Raw genomic sequence first — 14455 nt, forward strand, 5'->3', positions numbered from 1 at the left:
TGGGCGGGTTCCGGTCCAAGGCCCGACGCATTACCCACCATTGACTACGCCAGGAAAGAGGTTCCACTCTGGAGGCAATTCATGCCTAGTTTCAACGGACTGTCAATGTTTGTCCTTCCACGAAAACGCGGAAGTTTTTTCGTACAGCCAGTAATAGTTGTTGACCATCTGGTTGGTGCGGCGAAAGCGGAAGCCGGCGGTCGAGAAGACCAGCAGCGTCACGAAATCGATGCCGTAATAGAGGGCGCTGAGCATCGGCCCGTTGAACAGGGCATGGTGGAGAAACTGCATCGCCCAGGCGAGCAGGAAGGTGTAGACGACCGCCAGCGGATAATTATTCCAGCCGTCTGCAACCGCCTTGCCGGCCCGCCAGGCCGTCCAGAAGCCGATCAGCACGACAAGGGCGCGAATGACGAGACGGACGCTGTCATCGCTTTCGAAGAAAAGTCCCTGCATCTCAAACTCTCCCTTCGAGCTAGTGTCTTCCGCCTTCGAGATAGGCGGCGCGGACCTCGGGATTGGCGAGCAGTTCCTTGCCGGAGCCGCTCATCGTCACCTTGCCGTTCACCATCACGTAGGCGCGATGCGAAAGCCTGAGCGCCGCGAAGGCATTCTGCTCGACCAGGAACACAGTGAGGCCTTCCTGCTCATTGAGCTTGCGGATCGCCTCGAAAATGCCCTTGACGATCAGCGGCGCGAGGCCAAGCGAAGGTTCGTCGAGCAGCAAGAGCTTCGGACGCGCCATCAGGGCGCGGCCGATCGACAGCATCTGCTGTTCGCCGCCCGAAAGCGTGCCGCCGCGCTGGGCGTGACGTTCCTTGAGACGCGGGAAGAGCGTAAAGATCTTCTCGACGTCCTCGGCGAAGTATTTGAGATTGTCGAGGCCGGCGCCCATCTGAAGGTTTTCCAGCACCGTCATGCGCGGGAAGATGCGGCGTCCCTCAGGCGACTGCGCGATGCGCAGGCGCGCAATCTCGTGTGTCGGCATCTTGGTGATATCGCGGCCCTCAAAGACGACCGCGCCCTTGCGAGCCTGTGGGCTGCCGCAGATCGTCATCATCAGCGTCGACTTGCCGGCGCCGTTGGCGCCGATCAGGCTGACGATCTCGCCCTTGTTGACTTGGACATCGATGCCGGCCAGTGCACGGATATTGCCATAATAGGTTTCGACGCCGTTCACCTGAAGGAGCGGTTGACCCGTCATTACTTCGTCGCCCATCAGTTTGCGCCTCCTTCGAGCTGCTCGACGGTTGCGATCACCTCTTCCACTTCCTCATCCTCGACACCGAGATAGGCCGCGATGACCTTCGGATCGTGCTTCACGTGATCCGGCGTGCCATCGGAAATCTTCTGGCCGTATTCGAGGACGACGACGTGGTCGGAGATTTCCATGACAACCGACATGTCGTGCTCGATGAGCAGAATGGAGGTTCCGGTTTCGGCGCGGATGTTCTGCAACAGCGCATTCAGCGTTGCCGATTCCCTTGGGTTGAGACCTGCCGCCGGCTCGTCCAGGCAAAGCAGTTCCGGGCCCGTGCACATGGCGCGCGCGATCTCCAGGCGCCGCTGGGCGCCATAGGGCAAATCGCCGGCCGGATCGTCGGCGCGGTCGATGAGGTCGGCCTTTTCAAGCCAATGGCGCGCGAGCTCGATGGCGGCGGAGGCCTCTCGCCGATAAGGACCGATGCCGATGAGGCCGAGGATCGTATAACCCGATGCCTGCATCAGCTTGTTGTGCTGGGCGACCAGCAGGTTTTCGAGAACGGTCAGGCCGGAAAACAGCCGGATGTTCTGGAAGGTACGCGCCACCTTGGCTTCCTTGGTGATGCGAAAGTCCGGCAGACGCTCCAGAAGATACTGTTTACCGTTCTTCTGATTGAGCGTGATCATCCCCATCGTCGGCTTATAGAAGCCGGTGATGCAGTTGAAGACAGTGGTCTTGCCGGCACCGTTCGGCCCGATCAGCGCGGTGATGTCGCCGCGCTTGGCTTCGAAGGAGAAGTCGTTGATGGCCATCAGGCCGCCGAACTTCATCGACAGGTGCTCGACCTTGAGCAGCGTATCGCTCGACATGGTGTTGGTAACCGGGCTCATCAACCATGGCCCTCCTTGGTAAAGCTTCCGGATATGGCCTTGCGCTCTTTGAGGAAGGCGGTCGGTTCACGCGAGCCGACGAAACCGCGCGGCTTGAACAGCATGACGACGACCATGGCAAGGCCGAAGAGCAGCATGCGGTAGAGTTCCGGCGTGAAGTCCGGCCCGAAGACCGCTTTCAGGAAGTCCATTTCGCGCAGCGCCTCGGTGCCGCCGACCATGACGATCGCAGCAATGGCAATGCCGGTCAGCGAACCCATCCCGCCGAGAACGACGATAGCGAGAACGACGGCCGATTCCAGGAAGATGAAGGATTCCGGCGAGACGAAACCCTGGCGCGCGGCGAAGAACGAGCCAGCGAAGCCCCCGAACATCGCACCCGTTGCAAAGGCCGTGAGCTTGGTCGTCACCGTGTTGATGCCGAGCGAACGGCAGGCGATCTCGTCTTCGCGCAGCGCTTCCCAGGCACGCCCGATCGGCATGCGGCGCAGCCGGATGGTGACGTAGGCCGTCAGCATGCAGAGTGCCAGGATGAGATAGAAGAGGAAGATCTTGTAATAGGCGGACGACATCGGCAGGTGGAAAAGCTTGGCAAAGCCGCCGGCTGTCGCGTCGAAGGGGATGCCGAACAGCGTCGCCTTCGGAATGCTCGAGATACCGAACGTCCCCTTGGTCACGTCAGTCCAGTTGATGAGGACGAGACGGATGATCTCGCCGAAGGCAAGCGTGACGATTGCGAGGTAGTCACCGCGCAGGCGCAGCACCGGAAAGCCGAGTATGACGCCCCAGAGCGCCGCCAAGGTGCCGGAAAGCGGCAGCAGCACCCAGAAGGACAGGCCGAAGTAGCTCGACAGCAGCGCGTAGGAATAGGCGCCGACCGCATAGAAGGCGACGTAACCGAGATCGAGCAGGCCGGCGAGACCGACGACGATGTTCAGCCCCCAGGCGAGCATCACGTAGATCAGGATCTGGATGCCGAAATTGTCGACCCATTTGAGCGAGCCCTGAGCACCGACGAGCGCCACGATCACGACAGGATAGAGCACCAGCGCGAGCAGCGCGAACTTCAGGAAATGGCGATGGAAGAAGTTCTTCTCGGTCGAGATGTCGAGATCGCCTTCTCGTGCCTTCCTAAGCTTGCGGCGGTCGATGTTCGGCTTGATGAAAACGACCATGAGGAAACGGCCGATCGCGGCGACAGCGACGAAGATTGCAAGCAATCCCCAGCGCTGCACGATGATCAACTCGTTGTTGATGTTCTGGTCGGTCTTCAGACCGACATAGAGGACGAACATGCCGAGTGACAGGACGGCGGCGAAAAGGGCTTCGGTAAGGCCTTTGCGGACAAGTCCGGCGTCGGGCTTGCCTGCAGAATTCTCGATGTTTGCCATGACGTTATACCTTCTCGACTTCCGGCCGTCCGAGGATACCCGTCGGCTTGAAGATCAGCACGAAAGCGAGGATGGCGAAGGTCGCCACATCCTTGTACGCGATGGTGAAATAGGCCGACCACAGCGATTCGATCAGGCCGATCATCAGCCCGCCGAGAACGGCGCCCGGCAGCGAACCGATGCCGCCGAGAACGGCCGCAGTGAATGCCTTCACGCCCGGCGTGAACCCGTCGGCGAACGACGCGACACCATAATACATCAGATACATCGTGCCGGCGACGGCAGCCAGCGCCGCACCCATGACGAAGGTGATCGAGATCGTCTGGTCGACGTTGACGCCGAGAAGCGCCGCCATCTTGCGATCCTGCTCGGTGGCGCGCTGGGCGCGGCCGAGAGCGGTATGGTTGACGATATACCAGAAGATCGTCAGCAGCACCGCGGTGATCACGATGATGATGATCTGCTTCAGCGATACCGAGATGTTGCCGAACTGGTAGACCGAACTCACCATCGGCGGGATCGGCTTATTGCGCGGACCTTGCGTCACCTGGATGAAATTGGACAGCACGATCGACATGCCGATCGCGGTAATCAGCGGCGCCAGGCGGAATGAACCGCGCAAAGGCCGATATGCGACGCGCTCGATCGTCCAATTCCACAAACTCGTCATCAGCATCGCGACGACAAGCATCGCCAGCAGCAGAATTGCCACCGGGAGACCTGCGAAGATGGATGTGAGGACGAGGAAGACGATAAGAGCGGCGAAACCACCGAGCATGAAGATGTCGCCATGGGCGAAATTGATCATGCCGATAATGCCATAAACCATCGTATAGCCGATAGCCACAAGGCCATAGATGGATCCGAGCGTCAGCCCGTTGAAGAGCTGCTGGACGAAATACTCCATATGTCGTTTTCCCCTGGATGCGAGCCGAATATGCTGCATCTCTTTTTGGTTCTTCGGTCGCCCGTTTCAGGCAACCTCATGACCGCAATGCATAGCGGTTTCGCTGCAAATGTGAAGACAAAAAGGATTTTCTCCGGCAGATTCTTGTTCGAACAGGGCTAAATGGCGCATTTTGCACCAAAATCCACAGAAAATCGGCGAAGCACGTCCTGTTTTTAGCCAAAAACCGGCGTCGAATTAACCATCCGATGATTTCGTCTTGAAATTTCGTGAAGACCTTGCGGCGTAAGCTATTCCACAGAATTGGAAGATGGAGCAAATTCGGACCCGAAGCGCGCCGCTTTTGCGAATCCCATTCCAGTGAACGGGCTGCCAACTTCGTCTGACAAGACCGAAAGCTTATGGTAGCATCGCAGACTGCGTTATCGGGGTGCGGAGCGCGGGGCGAAACACCATATTAGATTGAGTATGGTGACAGGGATGGTTTGCGGACGAGCGACAAGGGATGCTCGCCGCGCGGCGAACGGCAAAGGACAATGCTGAGGACATTCGAAAGGGCGGCGCTCGAAGCCGGCAAGGCCATCATAGCGGTCTTGCGCGAAGGCTTTCCCGTCGCCATGAAGGCGGATGCAAGTCCGGTCACGGTCGCCGACGAGGAGGCCGAACGCATCATCCTTGCGCATCTTGCCCGAGACTTTCCCGAAATACCCGTTGTGGCGGAAGAGTCGGTCGCCGCCGGCCGGGTGCCTGACATCAGCGGTCGGGGCTTCTTCCTGGTCGACCCTCTCGACGGCACGCGGGAATTCGTCGACGGGCGGCAGGAATTCACCGTCAACATCGCATATATCGAGAACAGCGCTCCGATGGCCGGGATCGTCTACGCGCCGGCACTCGGGCTTGCCTTCTCGGGAGAACGCGGCCACGCCGAAAGACTCGTGGTGACGGAGGATTTCACCGTCGGCGCACGCAGTGCAATCACCGTGCGCGAACAACCGGCCGACCGGCTGGCGCTCGCGAGCCTTCGCCACAACAGCCCGGAGACCGGAACCTTTCTCGCCGACCATGCGATTTCCAAGTGCACCAACATCGGTTCGTCGTTGAAATTTTGCCTGCTGGCTGAAGGCAAGGCCGACGTCTACCCCCGTTTCACCCGCACGATGGAATGGGACACGGCGGCCGGCGATGCAGTGCTTCGCGCCGCCGGCGGTTCGACCGTGACGCTCGACGGAGCGCCGCTGACCTACGGCAAGACCGGAACGGCGGCTGATTTCGATTTCGCCAACCCGAACTTCATTTCCTGGGGCGGCAGGAAACGCGTCCTCGAACCCGCGTGACCGCCCGCAAGGACCGCTGAAAGCGCCGCAGGCAGATTTCTTCACCGCGACAAGGTTGGTGCTTTCTCGGCCCCCTCCCCCGTGCCGACTATCTCAGCTCCGCCGGCCATCGACTGATTCGCTTGGCCGGGTGACAGAGGTGATTCTGTGGGAATCGCCCGCTTCCCCACACCTTCTACCTGCAAAACCTCGTCGATCCCGCCTTGGTTTTGTCACATTTTGGCACTGTTAGATAACCAGCCGACCGTTCTCGCGGAAAAATTTCGCCCCGGTTTCTATTAAGAATTGGCGCTTTTGGGCGATGCGGTACGTGCCGAAAAGGCACGTCCGGAGCACCCCGGAAGCCCCTGTCAAAGGCCTAAAAACCTTGATGAAATTCCAATTCTTAACGAAATATCATGAGTTTGCCTCAACTTAACGCAAGTGCGAAAGATTTATTGCGATGCGATATTTCTCTGGACACCATTACACAATTGTCGCATTTTTCCGTTTTAGTAGGGTTACCAACACCTGAGTGCAGCCCTGGTGACAGGGTAAACCATTGATCGCCTATTGCCGCCGCGCCCCTCGAAGACAACAGAGTACGATCCTTGAGCATCACGGAACTAAACAACACCATTTCGACAGAGTCCTTCCGGCCGAGCCGCCGCCAGCAGCCGAGCCTGAAGATCCAGACCCCTGTAATCCACAGCGATGCGCCGCAGGCGCCGTGGGTGGATCTTGTCCTGAAGCGGGCGTTCGACATTGTTTCGTCGTTGAGCGCCCTCCTCGTCCTTGCGCCTTTGCTTCTCCTCGTCGCCCTCTTGATCAAGCTGGACAGCCCTGGACCGGTGCTGTTCAAGCAAACCCGTTGGGGTAGGAACTGCAAGGCCATCAAAGTCTACAAGTTCCGCTCCATGCGGACCGATCTCTGCGATGTCTCGGGCGTTGCTCAGACGGTGAAGAATGACCCGCGCGTTACCCGCATCGGCGCCATCCTGCGCCGTACGAACATCGACGAATTGCCGCAGCTGTTGAACGTGCTGTTGGGCGACATGTCGGTCGTCGGTCCGCGCTGCCACGCGATCGGCATGCGCGCGGGTGGCATGCTGTACGAAGAGCTTGTGCCGGAATACCACCAGCGCCACGCAATGCGTCCGGGCATGACGGGTCTGGCCCAGATGCGCGGCCTGCGCGGCCCGACCGATCGTCCGGCCAAAGCCCGCGCCCGCATTGCCAGCGACCTCTATTACGTCGGAAATTTCTCGATTTTGATGGATATGCGCATCATTGTCGGAACCGTCCTGTCGGAACTGGCCGGCGGAAAAGGCTTCTAGGCTTTTTGTGAGAAAGGACCGGCTGCTCGGAGCAGCCGGTACCGGAATGCTCGGGCCGTTGCCTGCAGGTGGTCGAGCGAATCGAGCTTACCATGCGCTCCTTCCGGATATCCCCGCGATCCGTTCGACGACAGATCGAGAAGAATCGCGTCGCGCCCCCTCTCTTGCCGTCAGCCAACTCAGCGCCGCGCGTCTCCTCTGCGGCGCGAAGAACGCTGCGGCACTTTGGGTAACCTACGCATCCGATTTGCCGGCGGAGAGCCTGGGGCCATAGAGCGTCGCCATTTACCGGCTGCGCTACCGCGTGGACCGCTGCCCGACAAAGGTGAAAATGTATTGTTTCAGGTCACCATCATACGATGCGAAGGCGACCGCATTCGTCACCGCATCCTGGAAGAACATGTCGAGATGGCGATTTCCTGATCGGCCGCCCTCCTCGTAAATGCGCCCTCCGTACGGCAGATCGGCAGGATCGTCCGCTTCATTACCATCCCGGCCTGCAGCAATAAAAGAGGTCGGCGATCTCCTAAGCTGGCGAGGTTTTGCGGTGGCTCGTGTGCGTCGCATGAATCAAATTTGCTGCGACGCGCATTGGAAATCGAAGCCTGTAAGCCCCCCCGTCGTCAAAGCGCGCTTCATCTTTCTGACCTCGCCTGACCGCTTACGGTTCGGCCTCGCTGCCGGTGACGAGAAGCTCGTGCCGAGATGTCGCTGAAGGCAGCTTGGCTCACGGCAGGGACAGGAAGCGTCAAAATCATACGAATTGGACCGATGCAGCAAGATCGGCGATGAAGACTTGCGGGGCAGACACTCATTCATCCGCCACTCCCGGGCATCTAAATTTGTTATCAAAGTCTTACGGTGGGCTTAGGCAATTTTTAAATGTGGCAGGCTAGAGTGGCGCTCGTGGTCTTGCGTTGTGTAGAGAGTCCAATGACCGAAATGATACGTCCCCGAGTGAAATATGTCATCGGCCCCGATGGCAGCCCCCTGACTATCGCGGACCTTCCGCCGCCGAATACGCGGCGCTGGGTGATCCGCCGGAAGGCAGAGGTTGTCGCGGCTGTTCGCGGTGGCCTGTTGAGCTTGGAAGAGGCCTGCGAGCGTTACACGCTTACGGTCGAAGAGTTCCTGTCCTGGCAGTCATCGATCAACAGCCATGGCCTCGCCGGCCTGCGCACCACGCGCATTCAGCAGTATCGCCACTGATCGCACCCATCATCGACGATCATTTCGGGCCGGACGCATCTCCCGTCAGGGAGTGCAGAAGGCCCGAAATCATTGACGAGGCCGCATAGCACCACAGGCCAGGCTGTGTGAAAGCATTCGCCAGCCCCCTCGTCTTCGCCGCCGCAATGACGATCGCGACCAGCAGCACGTCCATCATTGACCACTTGGACAGATGCGGCACGACGCGATGATAAAAGAAACTGCCGGCCCCGCCGCCGGCACCTGTCGCTTCAGCAGCGATCCCAACCATCTTCAGAATGGGCAGCACGATCGAGACCAATGCGACGATCGCCGCCAGCGGCCCATCCCCGCCCTGCCAGAGCGAGACGACGATGTCGACAAGCGACGAGGTCCGATCGAAGAAATACAATGTCTCGAAATGGACCAGCGGCAAGAGCAGGCCGAGCGCCAGGAGGAACGGCGCCGCCACGAGAAGAACGGGGCGGATCATCGGAAGCGCCTTCATCCACGCGAACCTCGCACCGATCCGACCCTTTTTCATGAACACTCCGTCTCCTCCGGGAATTGTCTCGCCGGCTTGGCATGATCGCCACGCCGTGTCACCGTCGCCGGCGACAATATCCCCATCCCTTGCGAGGAAAGACAATGGACATTCGAAACGAGGAAAGCGCCTCCGGCGGCCGTTATGCGGCCGAGGTAGAGGGGCATGAGGCGGAGATGACCTATTCGCGCACATCGCCGAAGCTCGTGATCATCGATCACACCGCCGTTCCCGATGCCCTGCGCGGCAAAGGCGTCGGCCAGGCATTGGCGTTGCACGCCGTGGAGGCCGCCCGCACCGGCGGCTGGAAGATTATTCCGCTCTGCCCCTTTTTCAAGGCGCAGGCGCAGCACCACCCGGAATGGCGCGATGTCGTGAACTGATTGCTATTGCTTTCTTGGCTGGCGCCGCGCGTCTTTTCAAACGCGCGGAGGATGCCACGACTTCCGCGCATCTTGGCGCCGATGCGCCAGTCGGGCGATAGGGAGATGGAAACGGCAAACACCAAAAGCCATGTATGACGGACCAGCGCGCCCATCATACATGGCTTCTCTGTGGCGATCCCCGGGGCGCCGAACCCGGCGCCCGACGTTTTCTCTTACGCCCTGGCTCGGGCGCCGCTGTCACGTTCTTCCAGCGCCGACGCCCTTGCATATTCCGCCTGCATCTCCTCAAGCGCCAATTCCAGCGCCTCTTCCTGCATTTTCAATTCCTTGATCGAAACCTGCAGGTTGTCGGCCCGCTGACGCGCGGCCTTGGCGAAGGTCGGATAAGCAAAGTGATTCGGGTCTGATATACCGGACTTCTTTTCCTCGACGACGATCTGGCTCTCCAGATCCTTCGTCATCCGTTCGAATTCGGACATCATCATCTGCAACTGCTGCAATTGACGTCGTTTTTCGTTCACCTGAAACTCTTTCAGGCGAACGAGACTTTCTCGCGACTTCATACGCATTACTCCCGTGATGCGAGACCCCGGCTCAACTTGAAACCGCCCTGCGCGCCGCTTTGACACGGTTTGCTGAAAAATTTCCTGCGATATTAACAAAAACCTACCGCTGGTAACCTTTCGTTTACGGGCATCGTTAATGATAGGCCCGATGATTTAAGGGTCGGTAAATGCCGCGGCATGAAGTTCGAACCTTTTCATTGGCGAGTCGGATGAATCACTTAGCGCTGTTTCCTAATGTTAAAATTGAGGAAAGCCTTTTTGAGATTCCTATTGGAAAACAGAGAAATGGAAAAATTATTTAATAAATTCGATACTCCTTGCCAGAGTGAATCAGAATTTGTTAACCATTTCGTGGCAGCTTCCAAATCACGTAGCTTGTTCGGTAGCGTGTAGGGGGCCAGACCACCTTTCGGCGGCGGTAAAGGGGATAATTATGCGGGTACTTCTCATCGAGGACGACAGCGCTACGGCGCAGAGCATCGAGTTGATGCTGAAATCAGAGAGTTTCAATGTTTATACCACCGATCTCGGTGAAGAAGGCGTCGATCTGGGAAAGCTGTATGATTATGATATCATCCTTCTCGATCTGAACCTGCCCGACATGTCCGGATATGAAGTGCTCCGCACTCTCCGGCTGTCGAAGGTCAAGACACCAATTCTCATTCTGTCGGGTATGGCCGGTATCGAAGACAAGGTTCGCGGCCTCGGCTTCGGCGCCGACGACTACATGACCAAGCCGTTCCACAAGGACGAGCTCGTCGCCCGCATCCACGCCATCGTCCGCCGCTCCAAGGGCCATGCCCAGTCGGTGATCATGACCGGCGAACTGATCGTCAATCTCGATGCCAAGACCGTCGAAGTCGGCGGCCAGCGTGTCCACTTGACGGGCAAGGAATATCAGATGCTGGAGTTGCTTTCGCTGCGCAAGGGCACCACGCTGACCAAGGAAATGTTCCTCAACCATCTTTACGGCGGCATGGACGAGCCGGAACTGAAGATCATCGACGTCTTCATCTGCAAGCTGCGCAAGAAACTCGCCAACGCCGCCGGCGGCGCCAACTACATCGAGACCGTCTGGGGCCGTGGTTACGTTCTCCGCGAGCCGGACGGCACCGAATATGCGGAAACCGCCTGAGCTTCCGACGCTTCCGATCCCCCTTATCGGATGACGAAATCCCGCCCTTTCGGCGGGATTTTTCGTTTTGGGCTGGCAACGTGAATGAAAGGGCCTGAGACCTTGCTCGACCTGAAGTCGGTCCTCTCGGTGAGGGAAGCGAAATCGCAGCGTCAACGGGCATCCGCACTTTTTGGCGGAACGCTCCGGGATTGGATGATGTCGGCGGAATGCGCCTGCCGTCAGGCAGCGATCGCGCGGTTCCCGAAAACGGCGGTCAGGATCTTGCGATCGAAGGGTTTGAGCAGGAAATCCGTGGCGCCGGCCCGTTTGCCGGCCATCAGTTTCTTCAGATCCGCTTCGATGACGCAGTAATAGATCTTGACGTCCTTGCCCCCGTCCATGGCGCGGATGGCGGCAATGAGGTCGAGCGCGCCTTCCATGCCGGAATCGACGATTAGATATTCGGGCAGTTCCGCCTGGCAGCGCTGCAGCGCCTCGCTGGCATTGGAAGCCTCGCTGACGAGAAAGTCGAGTTCGGAGAGAATGCGCTTGCCGACCTTGCGAACGATGTCCGAATTATCGGTGATCATGAACCTTTGCATGGTCGCTCCTTTTCCCCCGCATTCGTCGCAACGGTGGGCCTCTTACAACCTTAGAGAATAGGTCCATCAGGCTAAGGAATCGTTACCGGATGGCTGAACACGCCTCTCGCGGAGCGAATTCAGTCAGCGGCAATCACCGCCTTGAACACCAATTCGTCCGGGCTTGCGCTGTGATCGAGCGTCATTCCGCACTCTTCAGCCAGCAGCACGGTGTAATAGGGCTGTATCGAATGGGCGTCGATTGCCTCCTCGATCGTGCCGGTCGATATCTCGACGAATTTCGGCGGCAAGCGCATCATCTTGCCCTTGGCCGTCAGCGTGAACTTGGCGTCGAATTCGGGATTTTCGAGCGTCACCTCGAGCACGCCGCCGCGCGGAATGGAGGAATAGGCGACGAGGAAGAGATTAAGCAGCAGCTTGACCCGGTTCTTGGCAACGATGGCGCGCGGTCCGTTCCAGATCACCTCGGTTTTCTTCTCCGCCAGCGCAAAATCCTTGGCGGCCCGCTCGGCCTCGCCGGTATCGATCGAGGCACCGACCGAACCGGAAGCGCCAAAGGCGAGGCGCGCGAATTTCAGCCGGACGGAAGCATTGAGCGCGCTGGTGCGGATCAGGTCCATCGCATCGGAATCGGCGCCGCCTTCATCCAGCAGTTCCAGACCGTTGTTGATCGCACCGACGGGCGAGATGACGTCGTGGCAAACGCGGCTGCAGAGGAGCGCGGCCAGATCCGGGCCGGACAGGGTAAGGTTCGGGTTCTTGGACATCATCGTCTCCTGAAGGGCGGCAATCTCATCGCGCCCGTAATATGCGTCATCTAAATTGCGCGAAGTTTGCGATCGTATTCGGTGCCATAATGACACCATATTTGGTAAACCGATTGTTAAGATCATCGGCGCAAAATGCAGCAATTGACGCGAGCGGTTGTCCGCTCCCGACCAACGACGAACGGATGACACCATGCGCCCTCGATTTCCGCACCGATTCATCGGCTTCTGCAGGTTGCTCTCGGCCCTCGTCTTCTCCTCGATGATGGTCGCCGGGCCGGCCGCCGCTCAGAACAACGGTCAGTATACGATGCAGGAAATCATCGATACCGGCCACTCCTTCTTCGGCTCCGCCAGCGGCGGTCTTGCCAAGGTGGTGGAAAGCGCCTTCCAGAAATACGGCCTGCCGAACGGCTATATTCTCGGACAGGAAGGCGGCGGCGCCTTCATCGCCGGTCTCACCTATGGCGAAGGCCAGCTGAACACCAAGAATGCCGGCGAGCATCCGCTCTACTGGCAGGGCCCCTCGCTCGGCATCGACTATGGCGGGCAGGGCTCGCGCGTCATGATGCTGGTCTACGATCTGCCCTCCATCGATGGCATCTATGCCCGTTTCGGCGGCGTCAGCGGCTCGGCCTATGTGATTGCCGGCTTCGGCATGACGGTGCTGAAGAACAACGACGTGCTGGTCGTGCCGATCCGCACCGGCGTCGGCGCCCGACTTGGCGTCAATGTCGGTTATCTCAAGATCACCCAGGCGCCGACCTGGAACCCCTTCTGAAGCCGCAGGACCGTTGGAAACTGCCGCCACCCGCATCGGCGGCCTTGCCCCGATGCGCCATGCATGCTTAATCATGACGGATGACCCGGAATAGGACGCCGAACGCGCAATCGGTTTTCGGATGTCACGTTCCGGCCAACGGAGAACGGGATTGAGATCTTAGGCCGACTGGGCTGAAATCCTGTTCTAGTATCAACGTCGAATCGATGGCCCCGCCGTGATCGAATACGCTCTCTTGTTCGGACTGGGCTTCCTGACCGCGGCCTTCCTCGTCTTTCTGATTTCGCCGGCCGTGCACCGCCGCATCGTCTGGTATACCGAAAACCGGCTGAAAGCGACGATGCCGCTGAGCCCGCAAGAGGTCCGCGCCCAGAAAGACATGGTGCGTGCCCTGTATGCCGCCGAAAACGCGCGCACCACCCAGGACCTTCTGCGTGAACGCGAAAAATCCCTCTCGCTTCAGCTGCGCCACGATGCCCTTGCCGTCGATGCCGGCAGGCTTGCCGCCGATATCGCTGACTTGCAGGCCCAGATCGGCGAGATGCATGTCGAGGCGGCCGAGCAGCGCTCGCGCCTGCGTAAGGACGAGAACTATATCAGCCAGTTGAAGACCAATCTGCATATTGCCGAACAATCCGCTGCCAACAAGGAGAGCGAACTGGCGGCAATGCGGACGCGGCTGAGCAAGCTCAGCGAACAAACCGACAGCCTGAGGATCGACCTGGCCGCGCGCGACACAGAGGCGGAAAGCCTGAAATTCCGCGCCAACGCACTGCGTGACGAACGCGACACATTACGCCAGGATGTCGCCCTGCTGCAGAAGCGGGCCAAGGATGCCGAGCAGAAACTGACGCAGCAGCAGCATATGGTAATCCGTCTGGAAGATAAGGCCGCGCGTGAGAGCGCTTCCGCCGCAGAGAAGGAAACCCTGCTCGCCCGCCGTCAGCAGGAAGTCGCCAAGCTGAAGGAGCAGTTGAAAGCCGCCAATGCCGAGATCCGCAAGATCAACCGGGTGCTGCGCGAGGCCGGCCTGGCCAAAATGGCGGCGGACCTGCCGGCGGAACTGACAGCTGAAGACACAATCGCGCCCATGCTCGATACCGCCGCGCTGACGGCTGAGATGGGCGAGGATGCCCGCAAGCGCAGCGCCGCCCTTGCCGAGCGTCTGCAGAAGGCAAAGTCCGTCCCCGGACGTGATGGTGCGATCCGCGAAGAGATCGCCTCGATCGCCGCCAATATGGTGGCCCTGACCGCACTCAACGAAGGCCCCTCCTCGCCGATCCGCACGCTGCTGCCGGATGCCGGGACCAAGAACCCGAACGACCGTGTCAGCCTTGCCGACAGGGCGGCCGCCATCATCGCCAATCCGGTGCGTTAAAGCATGTCGCGCAAAAGCGGGCGGCGGCTTTGCGATAACTTCATGCGAGAAAATAAAGACCTAAAGCGCGGGGAACGAATCTGA

The 14455-nt window shown here is 59.3% G+C and carries 17 protein-coding genes; 7 read left to right on the forward strand and 10 right to left on the reverse strand.

Translation table 11 applies throughout. The annotated features are described in order from the left end of the window. Window positions 1-102: 102 nt before the first annotated feature. Genes EFD56_RS22105 through EFD56_RS22125 form a run of 5 tightly spaced genes read right to left on the reverse strand, consistent with a single transcriptional unit; the run spans window position 103 to window position 4392 of the window. The gene (locus EFD56_RS22105; protein ID WP_037141013.1) at window positions 103-456 is read right to left on the reverse strand and encodes a DUF6867 family protein; all 354 of its coding nucleotides are present in this window, start codon (window positions 454-456) and stop codon (window positions 103-105) included. A 19-nt stretch (window positions 457-475) separates the two neighbouring features. Then, the gene (locus tag EFD56_RS22110; RefSeq protein ID WP_012484984.1) at window positions 476-1219 is read right to left on the reverse strand and encodes an ABC transporter ATP-binding protein; all 744 of its coding nucleotides are present in this window, start codon (window positions 1217-1219) and stop codon (window positions 476-478) included. Then, complete coding sequence (locus EFD56_RS22115) at window positions 1219-2094, reverse strand: ABC transporter ATP-binding protein (protein ID WP_004675679.1); 876 nt, start codon at window positions 2092-2094, stop codon at window positions 1219-1221. The genes EFD56_RS22110 and EFD56_RS22115 overlap by 1 nt, the downstream gene beginning before the upstream one ends. After that, the gene (gene livM, locus EFD56_RS22120) at window positions 2094-3485 is read right to left on the reverse strand and encodes a high-affinity branched-chain amino acid ABC transporter permease LivM (protein ID WP_004675681.1); all 1392 of its coding nucleotides are present in this window, start codon (window positions 3483-3485) and stop codon (window positions 2094-2096) included. The genes EFD56_RS22115 and livM overlap by 1 nt, the downstream gene beginning before the upstream one ends. Before the next feature lie 4 nt (window positions 3486-3489). Further along, window positions 3490-4392, reverse strand: coding sequence for a branched-chain amino acid ABC transporter permease (locus tag EFD56_RS22125; RefSeq protein WP_012484986.1), 903 nt, complete (start codon window positions 4390-4392; stop codon window positions 3490-3492). Between the two features lie 536 nt (window positions 4393-4928). On the opposite strand from EFD56_RS22125, the gene cysQ reads away from it, so the two are divergent. Both cysQ and EFD56_RS22140 read left to right on the forward strand, forming a co-directional pair. Continuing rightward, window positions 4929-5726 (forward strand): 3'(2'),5'-bisphosphate nucleotidase CysQ, encoded by a 798-nt coding sequence (cysQ, locus tag EFD56_RS22135; protein WP_012484988.1) that lies wholly within the window; start codon window positions 4929-4931, stop codon window positions 5724-5726. 590 nt (window positions 5727-6316) lie between these two features. After that, on the forward strand, window positions 6317-7042 hold the full coding sequence (locus EFD56_RS22140; protein WP_037141015.1) for a sugar transferase: 726 nt from the start codon (window positions 6317-6319) through the stop codon (window positions 7040-7042). Between the two features lie 297 nt (window positions 7043-7339). On the opposite strand, the gene EFD56_RS22145 is transcribed toward EFD56_RS22140, so the two are convergent. Then, window positions 7340-7609, reverse strand: coding sequence for a hypothetical protein (locus EFD56_RS22145; protein WP_126906287.1), 270 nt, complete (start codon window positions 7607-7609; stop codon window positions 7340-7342). 366 nt (window positions 7610-7975) lie between these two features. Between EFD56_RS22145 and sciP the strand changes: the two genes are divergently transcribed. Then, the gene (gene sciP, locus EFD56_RS22150; RefSeq protein ID WP_007533628.1) at window positions 7976-8251 is read left to right on the forward strand and encodes a CtrA inhibitor SciP; all 276 of its coding nucleotides are present in this window, start codon (window positions 7976-7978) and stop codon (window positions 8249-8251) included. A 19-nt stretch (window positions 8252-8270) separates the two neighbouring features. Here the strand turns inward: sciP and EFD56_RS22155 are convergent, their stop codons facing one another. Then, window positions 8271-8738: a paraquat-inducible protein A gene (locus tag EFD56_RS22155; protein ID WP_126906323.1), complete on the reverse strand. Its 468-nt coding sequence runs from the start codon at window positions 8736-8738 to the stop codon at window positions 8271-8273. A gap of 140 nt (window positions 8739-8878) precedes the next feature. Between EFD56_RS22155 and EFD56_RS22160 the strand changes: the two genes are divergently transcribed. Next, a complete protein-coding gene (locus tag EFD56_RS22160; RefSeq protein ID WP_037141019.1) occupies window positions 8879-9157 on the forward strand; it encodes a GNAT family N-acetyltransferase in 279 nt (92 codons plus the stop codon). Between the two features lie 215 nt (window positions 9158-9372). Here EFD56_RS22160 and EFD56_RS22165 read toward each other — a convergent pair whose 3' ends face one another. Next, entirely contained in the window at window positions 9373-9723 is a 351-nt protein-coding gene (locus EFD56_RS22165; RefSeq protein ID WP_009991379.1) for a hypothetical protein, read from the reverse strand. A 436-nt stretch (window positions 9724-10159) separates the two neighbouring features. On the opposite strand from EFD56_RS22165, the gene ctrA reads away from it, so the two are divergent. Beyond that, the gene (ctrA, locus tag EFD56_RS22170; RefSeq protein ID WP_007533606.1) at window positions 10160-10861 is read left to right on the forward strand and encodes a response regulator transcription factor CtrA; all 702 of its coding nucleotides are present in this window, start codon (window positions 10160-10162) and stop codon (window positions 10859-10861) included. Window positions 10862-11082: 221 nt separating this feature from the next. On the opposite strand, the gene EFD56_RS22175 is transcribed toward ctrA, so the two are convergent. Both EFD56_RS22175 and chpT read right to left on the reverse strand, forming a co-directional pair. Then, the gene (locus EFD56_RS22175) at window positions 11083-11445 is read right to left on the reverse strand and encodes a response regulator (protein ID WP_004675721.1); all 363 of its coding nucleotides are present in this window, start codon (window positions 11443-11445) and stop codon (window positions 11083-11085) included. 119 nt (window positions 11446-11564) lie between these two features. Further along, a complete protein-coding gene (gene chpT / locus EFD56_RS22180; RefSeq protein WP_037141023.1) occupies window positions 11565-12212 on the reverse strand; it encodes a histidine phosphotransferase ChpT in 648 nt (215 codons plus the stop codon). Window positions 12213-12405: 193 nt separating this feature from the next. On the opposite strand from chpT, the gene EFD56_RS22185 reads away from it, so the two are divergent. After that, complete coding sequence (locus EFD56_RS22185) at window positions 12406-12993, forward strand: DUF1134 domain-containing protein (RefSeq protein WP_004675728.1); 588 nt, start codon at window positions 12406-12408, stop codon at window positions 12991-12993. Window positions 12994-13210: 217 nt separating this feature from the next. Continuing rightward, window positions 13211-14371 carry a coiled-coil domain-containing protein gene (locus EFD56_RS22190; RefSeq protein ID WP_037141025.1) on the forward strand — a complete coding sequence of 387 codons (1161 nt, stop codon included), beginning with the start codon at window positions 13211-13213 and terminating at the stop codon, window positions 14369-14371. The last annotated feature ends 84 nt before the right edge of the window (window positions 14372-14455 follow it).

This window comes from Rhizobium phaseoli (assembly GCF_003985125.1).
In the GTDB taxonomy this organism is placed as follows: domain Bacteria; phylum Pseudomonadota; class Alphaproteobacteria; order Rhizobiales; family Rhizobiaceae; genus Rhizobium; species Rhizobium phaseoli.

Excerpts from the sequence above, each read along its gene's own strand:
- EFD56_RS22160 (WP_037141019.1), top strand. The coding sequence starts at position 8,879 with ATGGACATTCGAAACGAGGAAAGCGCCTCCGGCGGCCGTTATGCGGCC.
- EFD56_RS22115 (WP_004675679.1), bottom strand. The coding sequence starts at position 2,094 with ATGAGCCCGGTTACCAACACCATGTCGAGCGATACGCTGCTCAAGGTC.
- EFD56_RS22110 (WP_012484984.1), bottom strand. The coding sequence starts at position 1,219 with ATGGGCGACGAAGTAATGACGGGTCAACCGCTCCTTCAGGTGAACGGC.
- EFD56_RS22155 (WP_126906323.1), bottom strand. The coding sequence starts at position 8,738 with ATGAAGGCGCTTCCGATGATCCGCCCCGTTCTTCTCGTGGCGGCGCCG.
- sciP (WP_007533628.1), top strand. The coding sequence starts at position 7,976 with ATGACCGAAATGATACGTCCCCGAGTGAAATATGTCATCGGCCCCGAT.
- ctrA (WP_007533606.1), top strand. The coding sequence starts at position 10,160 with ATGCGGGTACTTCTCATCGAGGACGACAGCGCTACGGCGCAGAGCATC.
- EFD56_RS22175 (WP_004675721.1), bottom strand. The coding sequence starts at position 11,445 with ATGCAAAGGTTCATGATCACCGATAATTCGGACATCGTTCGCAAGGTC.
- cysQ (WP_012484988.1), top strand. The coding sequence starts at position 4,929 with ATGCTGAGGACATTCGAAAGGGCGGCGCTCGAAGCCGGCAAGGCCATC.
- EFD56_RS22185 (WP_004675728.1), top strand. The coding sequence starts at position 12,406 with ATGCGCCCTCGATTTCCGCACCGATTCATCGGCTTCTGCAGGTTGCTC.
- EFD56_RS22125 (WP_012484986.1), bottom strand. The coding sequence starts at position 4,392 with ATGGAGTATTTCGTCCAGCAGCTCTTCAACGGGCTGACGCTCGGATCC.
- chpT (WP_037141023.1), bottom strand. The coding sequence starts at position 12,212 with ATGTCCAAGAACCCGAACCTTACCCTGTCCGGCCCGGATCTGGCCGCG.
- EFD56_RS22165 (WP_009991379.1), bottom strand. The coding sequence starts at position 9,723 with ATGAAGTCGCGAGAAAGTCTCGTTCGCCTGAAAGAGTTTCAGGTGAAC.
- EFD56_RS22145 (WP_126906287.1), bottom strand. The coding sequence starts at position 7,609 with ATGCGACGCACACGAGCCACCGCAAAACCTCGCCAGCTTAGGAGATCG.
- EFD56_RS22105 (WP_037141013.1), bottom strand. The coding sequence starts at position 456 with ATGCAGGGACTTTTCTTCGAAAGCGATGACAGCGTCCGTCTCGTCATT.
- livM (WP_004675681.1), bottom strand. The coding sequence starts at position 3,485 with ATGGCAAACATCGAGAATTCTGCAGGCAAGCCCGACGCCGGACTTGTC.